Source organism: Undibacterium sp. RuRC25W (assembly GCF_049339825.1).
Taxonomy (GTDB): Bacteria; Pseudomonadota; Gammaproteobacteria; order Burkholderiales; family Burkholderiaceae_D; genus Undibacterium.
In genome coordinates, this window is record NZ_JBMPPD010000011.1 from 1 (window position 1) to 12263 (window position 12263).

The following is a 12263-nucleotide window of genomic DNA, read 5'->3' on the forward strand; positions in this document are numbered from 1 at the left end:
ATTACACAACAGGAGATTGATCACGCCATGAAAAGACTGAATAATCGACCAAGAAAAAGATTAGGATACCTTACACCCAATCAGGTATTCTTCAAAAATACGCTTGCACTTCAAAATTGAACTCGCGCAATAAAACAACTGCCATTGTCTGAGACAGATTTACCATCCGTGTTCTTCACCGGAAGGCACTCATGATATCGATCACAACAAGAGCAGTCTGCATGCAGTCGCCTAAGTAGGTAGGATCAAGCTACCATTTCATTTCGCCTTTATTCACTTTAGCGCCGATATTGAGTGACATTTCACCAGCAGTTAATTGTGGGTAAGCCTGTTGCATTGCGTTGATCAGTATCGAACTATCAGAACTAATGGATAAATTTTTCTCAAACTTCTGTAAATAATCTTTGGTAAAAATGATCGTACTGGCATCTATTTTTGTACCACTACTCATATGACCGGGCACAACAACTTGTGGTTTGAGTGCCAGCATCTCATCAAGTTGCTTGCCCCATGCATCCCGTTCGGCCACGGTTTGTGTGTCTGCTGTCCAGACGTGTAAATTGCCGAACACGGCGATATTGCCAACAATTGCTTTTATCGAAGGTATCCACACATAAGGACGATGTGCCAGCAAGCCAGTCGTTCCGCGGATCTCAATTCCCTGGCCTTCGAGCATGAGTTTATTTTCTTGTAATACACGAGGAATCACGGGTTGATGAGGTGCATTCCCCCCCATTTTTGGTCCCCAGAAGGCCAACTTACCAGCGACCTTGGGTGCAAGCTTATCCAGAACCGCTGAGGTCGTTACGACATCTGCTTTTGGAAAAAATACTTTTAAGGTTTCTACGCCGAAGTAATAATCAGGGTCAGCCTGACTGACATAGATCGTCGTTAATTGCTTACCACTATCGAGTACGTTCGCAGCAATACGCAACGCATCCGCGCGGGTAAAGCCACCGTCAATCAGGATGGCGTCTTTCGCCCCCATCACTAAGGTCGAATTAACGTTAAAGCTGTTAGCATCGGCGTTATACACTTTCAGAGTCAATACTGGCTGCGTAACTAGTGCTGTTTCTGGTTCTATTTCTGTCGCTGCTTGTGCCGCCTGCAAGGTAATTGCCAAAGAAGTCGCAAGAATCATTTTCTGTAACATATTAAAATCCTATATCGAGTTAAACATCGTGAATAACACTATAGTTGCAAATATCGCGCAGATAAATGCCATAATATGCACATAACTATTTCTTAAATCGAGCAAATCATGGACCGATTAACAGCCATGCAAGTCTTTGTCGAGGTCGCCCAGAGCGGAAGTTTTAGTGCAAGCGCTGACAAACTCGATATGTCGCGAGCGATGGTGACGCGCTATATCGGTGAGCTTGAGAACTGGTTAGATGCACGCTTATTACAACGAACGACCCGGAGTGTGACGCTCACTGAAGCAGGCGAACATTGTCTGCGTCGTAGTCAGCAGATGCTGGCATTGATGGAAAACGTCGAAGAAGAAACCTGCGGCCATGATGAAAATTTACGCGGCCAATTACGAATTACGTGTAGCGTCTCCCTTGCCTACGCTCAGATTGCCGCGGCAGTCGTTGATTTTTTAAAGCTCCACCCTCAGCTCAAGATCGATCTCAATGCGAGCGAGGGGGCGCTCAATCTGGTTGAAGCACGAATCGACCTAGCAATACGCATCAGTGCAACGCCTGACCCTATTCTCGTCGGCCGTCTATTGGCACCGTGTACATCCGTTCTCGTTGCATCACCTGCCTATCTCCGTAGCCATGGTATGCCACAGGTGCCCGCAGATCTTAACGGACACAGCTACCTCAGCTATGTTAATTTCGGAAAAAGTATCTGGACAATGACGCGCGGGGAGGAACAGACGCAAATCAGTATATCAAGCCATTTCAGCGCCAATGAGGCAACTGCATTATTGCAGGCAGCCTTAGCTGGTGGCGGCATCGCATTGCAGCCAAATTATCTTGCCAATCCCTATTTGATAACAGGTAGCTTGCAAACTGTGCTGCCTGACTGGAAAGTACCGGACATGGGTGTCTACGCACTCTATCCTTCACGCAAACACTTGCGTCCTGCAGTGCGGGCATTTCTGGATTTTCTCATTGAACGTTTTGCTAAAACACCTTGGTAAATACGGCGCACTACGCGAATCAAATCGTTTTATAAAGCTCTAACACCTTGAACGCAATCTCTAGTCTCGATGAAATCGCCAGCTTTTCTAATATCTTGTTGACATGAGTTCTCACAGTCCAATAACTGATATTCAACTTATTGGATATTGCCTTATCTCCATGCCCTTCAAGCAACAGAAAGCAGACAAAGGATTCTCGCTCTGTTAATTTGAATTCCTCTTTAAGTAAACTAATCGTGGTATCTCTACTAAAATTAACGCTCTCGTCTTCATTTCTAAAACTCAGTACTTTGGGATCGTGTTTTACATTTCCCAACTCGTTCATCGCAGGAAGATCGATTATTTTGGCGTTCTTTAGATACGATTTAAAATCAATACCGATACCAGAAATAATTCCTATCGGAGATCCTGCCGACAAGAGTAGTTCTCTGATTTTGTTTTTCTGATTTTTCTGATTATTTAGATTAAATTCTTCGACAATAAACTTTCCCTCTAACGTCTCAACGCGCAAATATAAAAAGAAACGTTGGTCAAAAAAATTATTGTCTTCGGGGAAATCCAGATAGTTTAAGTAATACTCATAAATATTCGAAGCCCCTTGAAAGTCGATATAGGTCTCTAGTGCAATGTGTTGCTGAGTAAAATAATCATTCATCTTCTCAGCGGTGACACCGGGGCCTAATAAATATTTATGCTCGCTACCATCTATTTTTTTTATATACGATAGTTTTTCCAGCTTTACCAAAAGAATTGATTTCTCATTTCTCAACGCGTTGGTAAAAGAACTTTTTTGACCTTGCCAGTCAATGATAATTTTTGCTTTATCCTGCTCGGCATATTGAAGTAACTCGTTCATGTCACCTAACGAAACCGGAGCAGAGACACCATCTGGAACAGTCACAATTTTTCCAAAACATCGCTCCACCCACGGAGAGACGCCCCAACAAATCACGTTCTTAAAACGCGTATGTTCAGATGTGTCGACTAGCGAAAAAGGTGAACAATTACTTTTTTCAATTTTTGTTAACTGTTGATCTCCATACAAATAATCCACGGGAAACGTACTCGATTCAAGGAGTGAGTAAAACCTCAACATGATACTCTTTCAAAAAAGTAGAAACTGCTTTTGCGATATGTAACGGGATTTAAACTTGTTGGGGATAAAAACGAATGAAAAAAAATTATAGGTATCGTTCGTATGAACCGCTAAATTCTGACTTTCTCAATTTTAAATACCAATAAAAATTCAACGCATCCCCGTGTCTTTGAATGGAATAAATTAATAAATCAATAATCGCATCATGTTTGGGTATAGACGCAATTCTGAAGCTGCACTTGCTAACTTTTCTGGCATTGATTGATACAAAACCATCCAATCTGCGAAGTGCATCTTATTAACGGTCACCAAGACTGTCTTTTAAATATATAAAAAATACGCATTGCGTTAAATCTTTTGGATTTTCTTTTCACAACAAAATTTATTAATCGCTTGATCGTAGGATCGTTACTCATTTAATGGAAAGAACATATGCGTCACAATTACCTGAAGTAGTCATTGTATTTAATCATCAATATACTAAATTAATAAATCACGAACGATTTTCAAATTAATATTTGTAACCAAAAATTAAAATAGCAGTGACAACAAAACGGAATAAATAAGACTCGCGGAACGATTTATACTCAGAAAAATATCACTAGTTTGTTTCTCTCAGATACATCCATTTCAATGACATGTCACATATTAACTACGCTCTTTGCTACGCTATGGGGACGAGGCCAGTGCTTGTGTGCTACAAAGGATTATCACGCCGATAAAAGACGTGCATCTATCCAGAATTTCAGAATATAAAAATTGACTGAACTTCAGCCCACATACTTGCCTCATGAGTTGCTCTTGTATCGCACACTATACATACAAACGCACACCTCATTCAGTGAATGGATTCAACACTAGTGGACGTACAGCGATGGATCTCATCACAAGTAATCGTCTGAAATTAATGGCAAATCAATAGCAATCATGGCCTCTACATCTGGTGTAGAATTAAATTTTATGCTGCCACTAATTTCTGTTCGCGACGATATATCCCACGCAGTCCAAGTCCAGTACCCGTTTGCGGAATAAGTGTTGACGACGATCGGTTTCCAAACACCTCTTGAAGTAAATTACCATGACCGCCATCCCTGATAGCCACTTGTAAATGCATCACTTCCCACCTCGAGCAAACATACAAATTATTACAATTTGTATGTTTTTAGGAGGTTGAAATAACTTCCTGAACACAACGAAAAAGATTTTTTTGATAAGTTCTCAGAAGGTATATTTCAGGGGCAACCGCCATGTCGTAATGGATCTGACTGATCTTCTGACGTAGGTATTTTTAAAGTCAAACAATCTGGTGAGGTGTCAGACTCTCCTTGAGTTCACTACCATTGGTTGAATTTTTTTTATACGGCGGGCTAACGATCTTTGTACACGTCGCTAAATCAATTCGTTCAAAGAATTTTCGCTCATCACCCATCAAAGCTCTCAGTTCTTTAATGCTTAGGCCTGTTTCCTGATGCAATCGCACTAACATACTCGCGCTCACAAGTAATTGAAAGCAACGAATTCTGGCAATTGTTGACGGCGATACCCCCAACACCTTACTTAAATGGAAATCATTTTTAAGCTCTAACATGTAGATGACGCTATTGACTAAAGCGTTTGGGTCGTAATTAAGTTGGCACATGATCTGTCATCCATCCTATTGAGGGTTAAAATTAATAACTACATCCCTTTAGAACACACTGTTGGAAATGTGTCTGGAAAATTCAACTTGAAGTGAGCCTCTTGAACCTCTTTTGTTTCTCTAAAAAATCTGACAATATATTCTTCGAAAGTTTCAGTTGAACGCTTATTAGCAGGGTTATAGACAGGATAGGTATTTCTCATCTTAGAATCCTTCGCGTTGAACATGTCAATGTTCAGATATTCATCTATTTCAAAGAATTTTTGTATCGCTATAAATTGGTATTTTTTATTGATGTATAGTTCAGAAAACAGACGAATAGATGGTTGATATCGGTCGCATTCTTATTCTGAAAAAATGAAATAGTCGTTTTTTCATCTTTGAATTAGGCGCAGAAAAACGGCATTCAAGGTAAGTATTTTTTTGTCGCTCGAATAAGAACTTCAAGTAGAACAAAAATAACTTTGGCTACTCATTTAGCAATGAAGTACGTTGTCAGCATCGGAAGAAGTAGCACAGGAAGGACATGTAATACCCCGTCAGAAATGGGCGGGCTAATGGATATTGAGCAGTCGACAATGATTGTCTGATTAAATTCAATTACACTTTTTTCAAAGTGAAAATTGAATGTAAAAACAATTGCAAAACAATGGCGAGGTATATTTTTTGATATGCTATTTGCGGTAAAAAATCACACTATGCTTGTTTTTTTAAATAGAGCGCTTTATCCGCAAGATCGAATAAAAGATCGGCATCTGTACAGTCTGGAGAAGATGTCGCCACTCCGATCGAAATGCCTACCTTCACTCTGACGCCATTAAGTAGCTCAATGTCGGGACGAATCACGTCAGTAAGTCGATGAACAATCGCTTTTGCCAGCTCGCTGCCACAACCACGGGCAACAACAGCAAATTCATCTCCGCCCAAGCGGACTAGCAAGTCTCCTTCTCGCATTTGTCCAGAAAGTCGCCTGGCTACTTCGCAGAGTACCCGGTCACCAGCAGGGTGTCCGAATTGATCATTCACTTGTTTAAAGCCATTTAAGTCCATGCAAATCAAGCTGTAGTGCACGCCAGATCGGATCGCATAGGACATTTCTGCAGCGTTCGCGATATCAAACTTTGCACGGTTTGCGATACCGGTCAGGTAGTCAGTTAATGCTAACTGTTTTAATTCAACTGCATTTCTGTGACTTTGCAAGGCTGTCATGACGAGTACGCCAAAATCAGCTAAGGTCCCTCTTTGAATTGTAGTAAATGGTCGTGGCTTAGAATCAATGACAGCAATCGTGCCAAGAACTAGATTATTCTCATCAACAAGTGGAACACCCGCATAAAAGCGTAAATGGGGAGCATTGACAACCAGTGGGTTAGAAATAAAGCGACCGTCTTCAACCAAATTGTGAACAATCAAGGGCTCTCTCGGTGACATAATGGTATGTGCACAAAAAGCCACCTTACGATCAAGCTGATCAACGTCTAATCCCAATCGTGATTTGAACCATAGCCGATCAGTGTCCATCATGGCGACAACTGCAATCGGCATGTCAAATGTATGTGCCGCAATCCTTGTCAGCGCGTCAAATTCCAGTGACGGTGCGGTATCGAGAATTTGATAAGAGCGGACTGCATCAATCCGTTGTAATTCATTGATCGGCAAAGGGCATTGTTGATCTGCTACCACGCTATACTCCTAAGGCATCTGGGACGATAGTCTGCTATTTTAATCTGATATTTAATTTAGTTATTTGCTAGACGCATTTTCTCATTAAACCCGTCTTTCATAAAAAAAAAAAATAATTCCTACCCGTTAGACAAGACGCTACCGCACCACGCCCATTGTCATTTTTCATTTTCCAGATTGACGCCGATAAGTTATTTCGCGGAATAATGATCCGCCTGTCTAGCGAATTCAATAAACGATTGCAGATAATCGGTCGCATTATCCATCTCACGCGTACCAAGATAAATGTGTTTCGCAATACCGTTTGGTCCCAGACGCAACGTGCGCAATTGCAACTGGGGCGCATAGTCAGTCACTAACCACTTAGGCAGTGCCGTTACGCCACGTCCACTCGCGACCATCTGTAACATGATATCAGTGGTTTCAATGGTCTTGTGTTTGCGGGGTGAACAGTTGGCCGGTAATAAGAACATGTTGAAAATGTCGAGACGCTCAATTGGCACTGGGTACGTGATCAAGGTTTCCTCCATGAGCTGTTCTGGCGCGACCACCTCTTGCGAAGCCCAAGGATGATCTTTGTGTACGACCAGTACTTGTTCATAGTCAAACACCGGTTCAAATTGTAAACCAGGCTTATGCAATGGATCTGGCGTGACGAGCAAATCAATTTCGAAACCAAACAAAGCACCGATACCGCCAAACTGAAATTTTTGTTTGACGTCCACGTCTACCAACGGCCAGGCGGCCAGATAACGGGTGACGATTTTCAACAACCATTGATAACATGGATGACACTCCATACCGATACGCAGTGTCCCGCGCTCACCCTGTGCAAACTGGCGCAAACGCTCCTCAGCAAGGACTAATTGTGGCAACAAGCGTTGTGCAACGGCATGCAGGTATGCCCCGCCTGCGTCAGTCGTAAAGAGCGTCCCTCGCGTAGCCAGATATCAGTCCCCATTTGCTGCTCCAGCTTTTTCATACTGTGACTCAGCGCCGATTGGGTCAGGTGCAAAACTTCTGCTGCAGCCGTTAATGAGCCCTGCTTTTCGACTTCCATTAAAATGGCCAAGTGAATACGCTCTAACATAAACTATGAATAAAACTCATGGATGTGTGAAGAAAGACCATTTTACTTCATTGATTTGAGAATTTACTATCAACACATTGAATAAATAAGGACGAACGACATGACCACCATCCATAACCTCGGTTTTCCCCGTATCGGCGCCAAGCGCGAACTGAAATTTGCTTTGGAGTCCTATTGGAAAGGCGAAATCTCGCTTGACGAACTCAAACGTCTCGGTTCAAGCTTGCGCCAGCGTCACTGGAACAATCAATCCGGCCTTGATCTCGTTCCCGTTGGTGACTTCTCTTTTTATGATCAGGTGCTCGATATGAGTTTCACTTTAGGCAATCTGCCTGATCGCGTCAGGGACTTCCATGGCGACCCGCTCGACAATTATTTCCGCGTAGCGCGCGGCCGTTCGGCTCAGTCCGTCCATGAGAATCATACTTGCTGCGGTGGTGTAGCTGCGGGAGAAATGACGAAGTGGTTTGACACTAATTATCACTATATTGTGCCGGAATTCAACGCGACCACCGAATTCAAGCTTGATGCGTCACGTCTCTTGGCGCAATTAGCAGAAGCCAAACAGCAAGGTGTCAAAGCAAAACCAGTGATCATTGGTCCTGTGACCTATCTGGCGCTAGGTAAAGCAAAAGAGAACGCCGACAAACTAGCGCTATTGCCATCATTATTGGCAGTCTACTCACAATTGCTACATACCTTGAGTGAGCACGGCATTGAATGGGTACAAATTGACGAGCCCATTCTGGTTACGGAATTGAACACGGATTGGCAACATGCGTTCAACCTCGCCTACCATCAACTAAAGCCGTGCCGTATCAAAATATTGGTCACCAGTTACTTTGGTCAACTGCAAGACAATCTCTATTTGGCCGCTAATCTACCAGTCGCTGGTCTGCATATCGATGCAGTCAACGATCATGAAGACCTGCGTCGTTTACTCAATCTGATCCCACAGCACAAAGTGTTGTCTCTCGGAGTCGTCAATGGTCGCAACATCTGGAAAACCGACCTTAACGCTGTGCTCGATTGGCTTGAACCATTAGCCGAGCGTCTTGGCGACAAACTCTGGATCGCACCGTCGTGTTCATTGCTGCACGTACCCGTTGACCTCAATAACGAACAAAAATTAGACGTCGACATGAAAAGTTGGCTAGCATTCGCGTTACAAAAACTAGACGAATTACAAGTGCTGGCGAAGGCGCTGCGCCATGGCCGTGATTCGGTCAAAGAAGAATTGACTGCCAACCAGTCAGCATTAGCAGCACGTCGCAACTCAACACGCGTGACGAATCCCGTGGTACAAAATGCGGTTGCTGCGATCACTACTAAGCTTGGTGCTCGTCAGAGTAGCTATACTATTCGCGCTGCCAAACAAGCGACGTTACTACAACTGCCTACCTACCCAACGACGACCATTGGCTCCTTCCCACAAACGGCAGAAATTCGCCATGCACGTAGCGAATTCAAAAGTGGAAAACTCGATGATGCTGGTTATAAAGCAGCCATGCAAGCAGAAATCGCCCGCAGTGTCCGAGAACAAGAAACACTTGATCTGGATGTGCTTGTCCACGGTGAGGCAGAACGTAATGACATGGTTGAATACTTTGGAGAACAATTGGACGGCTATGCTTTCAGTCAATTTGGCTGGGTACAATCTTATGGGTCTCGCTGTGTGAAACCACCCATTCTTTTCGGTGATATCAGTCGACCAAAAGCCATGACTGTCGAATGGACAAGCTACGCACAATCGCTGACGAAAAAACCAATGAAAGGGATGTTGACCGGCCCAGTCACGATCCTGAACTGGTCATTCGTGCGTGACGATCAACCACGCTCTGTGTCTTGCCAACAATTAGCATTGGCCATACGCGAAGAAGTGCAAGACCTGGAAAAAGCAGGCGTGCGCATTATTCAGATCGATGAAGCGGCATTACGTGAAGGACTGCCATTGCGAAAAGCAGAATGGAAAAATTATCTCGATTGGGCAATTGAATCATTCCGTATCACTGCCAATGGCGTGACAGATACTACGCAGATTCATACTCACATGTGCTATTCAGAGTTCAACGATATCATCTCGGCCATCGCAGACATGGACGCAGACGTGATCACAATTGAAACTTCTCGCTCAGATATGGAATTATTGGATGTATTCGATAGCTTCAACTATCCAAATGAAATCGGCCCTGGGGTCTATGATATTCATTCACCTAACATCCCGACCAAAGAGGATATTGTGCAACTCATGAGAAAAGCGGCCGAGCGTATTCCAGGAGAGCGCCTCTGGGTCAACCCAGATTGCGGCCTGAAGACCCGTCAATGGGCAGAAGTTTTACCGGCATTAACCAACATGGTAGCGGCAGCGAAAGAATTGCGCGCAGCGGCGTAACTAAACCGTCCTGCTTTGTATCCAACGAGTAGGACAAGACCAACCAAGTAATCACAGAAAAACGCAAGCGCCACCTGCCCTTGCGTTCTATTACCCACGATGCGCTTACTATCGCTGCTGACTTTACCCGTTTCAAACAAGCAATCAAATTGTTAGCAACAACAAATTGACGTTTACGTTAACGTAAATTAATGCTATCTTTTATCCACCAGGTGCTGCACCCCTTTTCTTAGGGTGACAGTTAAACGGGAAAGCGGTGCGTCTCTATGCTTAGCTTGCATTCAGAGACTATGCCGCTGCTGCCCCCGCAACGGTAAGCAAGTGTGGTTGCATCCTCCAAGCCACTGGTCATACGACTGGGAAGGCGATGCAACAAGTCTTGTGAGCCCGGATACCGGCCTGGTGATCTGTCGGAAAATCGCGGGTGGCGATTGAGTCCGGTATCTGCGTTCATTGTATGGCGGTAGGCTGTTGTACGCAGTTTGTCGGTTCAATTTCTTTCGTCGTTTTCTACTGGTCCCGATGTCGCGCGGTGGGTGCGCATCGTGGCGCGCATTGTTCATTCTTGCAGCGCTCCCCTTCAGGTTACTGATGTGCGCAATTGTGCGGGACTGCGTTCGTCGGTTGCTTTTTAGTCGTATTTAACTGTGCAGTGCACGGCTTCGATCAAAGGAAACTGAAAATGACCACACAAACTATGTCATCCACGACCATCCCACGTATTAAATTACTCATCAACGGTAAGTTTGTAGAATCGCGCAGCAAAGAATGGCGCGATATCGTCAACCCGGCAACGCAAGAAGTACTGGCACGCGTACCCTTTGCAACACCAGACGAAGTGGATGCCGCGGTCGCAGCAGCCAAGTTTGCATTCATTGCGTGGCGTAAAACACCCATCGGTGTACGCGCTCGCATTTTTCTTAAATATCAGCAATTGATACGTGAAAACATGAAAGAGCTAGCTGCCACGTTGACAGCAGAGCAAGGTAAAACACTAGCGGATGCTGAAGGCGATATTTTCCGCGGTTTAGAGGTGGTCGAGCATGCGGCGAATATCGGCAATCTGCAAATGGGTGAGCTGGCAAACAATGTTGCCAATGGCGTGGATACTTACACCCTTCTACAACCAATCGGCGTCTGTGCAGGCATTACGCCCTTTAACTTTCCGGCAATGATTCCGCTGTGGATGTTTCCAATGGCGATCGCTTGTGGCAATACGTTCGTCTTAAAACCATCAGAACAAGATCCCATGGTGACGATGCGCTTGGCTGAACTTGCACTACAGGCAGGTATTCCGGAAGGGGTGCTAAACGTGATTCATGGTGGTGAAGACGTCGTGAATGCTATCTGTGATCACGACGATATCAAAGCGATTTCTTTTGTGGGATCAAGCAGAGTCGGCACACATGTTTACAACCGCGCCACCTTGGCTGGTAAACGTGTGCAATGCATGATGGGCGCAAAAAATCATGCCGTTATTTTGCCGGATGCAAATAAAGAGCAAACCATCAACAGCCTTGTCGGCGCTACTTTTGGTGCAGCGGGTCAACGCTGCATGGCGGTGTCAGTCGCTATCCTCGTCGGTGAAGCAAAACACTGGGTCGACGATTTAGTACGCGTTGCCAAAACGCTCAACGTTAACGCAGGTACAGAAGTGGGAACCGACATCGGACCGGTCATTTCGTGTGCTGCGTATGATCGCGTGGGTGGGTTGATTGAGGCGGGAATTGCCGAAGGCGCCACGCTTGAACTGGATGGACGTCATCCTGTCGTTAAAGGCTATGAAAAGGGCAACTTCTTCGGACCGACTATTTTTTCTCACGTGAAGCCGGGAATGCGGATTTACGATCAAGAAATATTTGGCCCCGTATTGTGCTTATGTTTTTCTGACACACTACAAGATGCCATCGCGTTTATTAATGCGAATCCAAACGGCAATGGCACAGCGATTTTTACGCAGTCAGGTGCAGCAGCACGTAGATTTCAAGAAGAGATCGATGTCGGCCAGGTAGGTATCAACGTACCAATTCCCGTCCCTGTCCCTTTATTTTCTTTTACTGGGTCACGCGCGTCCAAGTTAGGCGATCTGGGTCCTTACGGTAAGCAAGTCATTAGTTTTTACACACAAACCAAAACGATCACCCAACGCTGGTTTGACGATAGCACCTCGACTGTTGGCGTCAATACCACCATCGCCCTGAAGTAAGAGGG

Annotated in this window: 8 protein-coding genes, 2 pseudogenes and 1 riboswitch; of the genes and pseudogenes, 4 read left to right on the forward strand and 6 right to left on the reverse strand. The window is 44.6% G+C overall.

The window, feature by feature from the left end; all coding sequences use genetic code 11:
• Positions 1-120: pseudogene (locus ACO0KV_RS06960) on the forward strand (IS30 family transposase); the annotation flags it as partial.
• 130 nt (positions 121-250) lie between these two features.
• Here ACO0KV_RS06960 and ACO0KV_RS06965 read toward each other — a convergent pair.
• Positions 251-1153 carry an MBL fold metallo-hydrolase gene (locus ACO0KV_RS06965; protein WP_423041268.1) on the reverse strand — a complete coding sequence of 301 codons (903 nt, stop codon included), beginning with the start codon at positions 1151-1153 and terminating at the stop codon, positions 251-253.
• A 108-nt stretch (positions 1154-1261) separates the two neighbouring features.
• Between ACO0KV_RS06965 and ACO0KV_RS06970 the strand changes: the two genes are divergently transcribed.
• The gene (locus ACO0KV_RS06970) at positions 1262-2152 is read left to right on the forward strand and encodes a LysR family transcriptional regulator (protein WP_423041270.1); all 891 of its coding nucleotides are present in this window, start codon (positions 1262-1264) and stop codon (positions 2150-2152) included.
• A gap of 19 nt (positions 2153-2171) precedes the next feature.
• On the opposite strand, the gene ACO0KV_RS06975 is transcribed toward ACO0KV_RS06970, so the two are convergent.
• The 5 genes and pseudogenes from ACO0KV_RS06975 to ACO0KV_RS06995 form a co-directional block, all read right to left on the reverse strand.
• Entirely contained in the window at positions 2172-3053 is an 882-nt protein-coding gene (locus tag ACO0KV_RS06975) for a LuxR C-terminal-related transcriptional regulator (protein WP_423041272.1), read from the reverse strand.
• Between the two features lie 1153 nt (positions 3054-4206).
• Positions 4207-4362 carry a hypothetical protein gene (locus tag ACO0KV_RS06980; protein ID WP_423041274.1) on the reverse strand — a complete coding sequence of 52 codons (156 nt, stop codon included), beginning with the start codon at positions 4360-4362 and terminating at the stop codon, positions 4207-4209.
• A gap of 180 nt (positions 4363-4542) precedes the next feature.
• Positions 4543-4887 (reverse strand): helix-turn-helix domain-containing protein, encoded by a 345-nt coding sequence (locus ACO0KV_RS06985; protein ID WP_423041276.1) that lies wholly within the window; start codon positions 4885-4887, stop codon positions 4543-4545.
• Positions 4888-5583: 696 nt separating this feature from the next.
• A complete protein-coding gene (locus tag ACO0KV_RS06990) occupies positions 5584-6570 on the reverse strand; it encodes a diguanylate cyclase (RefSeq protein WP_423041278.1) in 987 nt (328 codons plus the stop codon).
• 191 nt (positions 6571-6761) lie between these two features.
• Positions 6762-7660, reverse strand: a pseudogene (locus ACO0KV_RS06995) (LysR family transcriptional regulator).
• Between the two features lie 100 nt (positions 7661-7760).
• On the opposite strand from ACO0KV_RS06995, the gene metE reads away from it, so the two are divergent.
• Complete coding sequence (gene metE, locus ACO0KV_RS07000; RefSeq protein ID WP_423041280.1) at positions 7761-10052, forward strand: 5-methyltetrahydropteroyltriglutamate--homocysteine S-methyltransferase; 2292 nt, start codon at positions 7761-7763, stop codon at positions 10050-10052.
• A gap of 193 nt (positions 10053-10245) precedes the next feature.
• Positions 10246-10469: riboswitch (cobalamin riboswitch) on the forward strand.
• Positions 10470-10734: 265 nt separating this feature from the next.
• Positions 10735-12258, forward strand: a complete 1524-nt coding sequence (locus ACO0KV_RS07005; RefSeq protein ID WP_423041282.1) for a CoA-acylating methylmalonate-semialdehyde dehydrogenase — start codon at positions 10735-10737, stop codon at positions 12256-12258.
• Positions 12259-12263: the final 5 nt, after the last annotated feature.

Bases quoted from the DNA above. Each gene is read 5' to 3' on its own strand.
- ACO0KV_RS06965 (WP_423041268.1), bottom strand. From the start codon at position 1,153: ATGTTACAGAAAATGATTCTTGCGACTTCTTTGGCAATTACCTTGCAG.
- ACO0KV_RS06970 (WP_423041270.1), top strand. From the start codon at position 1,262: ATGGACCGATTAACAGCCATGCAAGTCTTTGTCGAGGTCGCCCAGAGC.
- ACO0KV_RS06980 (WP_423041274.1), bottom strand. From the start codon at position 4,362: ATGCATTTACAAGTGGCTATCAGGGATGGCGGTCATGGTAATTTACTT.
- ACO0KV_RS06985 (WP_423041276.1), bottom strand. From the start codon at position 4,887: ATGTGCCAACTTAATTACGACCCAAACGCTTTAGTCAATAGCGTCATC.
- metE (WP_423041280.1), top strand. From the start codon at position 7,761: ATGACCACCATCCATAACCTCGGTTTTCCCCGTATCGGCGCCAAGCGC.
- ACO0KV_RS07005 (WP_423041282.1), top strand. From the start codon at position 10,735: ATGACCACACAAACTATGTCATCCACGACCATCCCACGTATTAAATTA.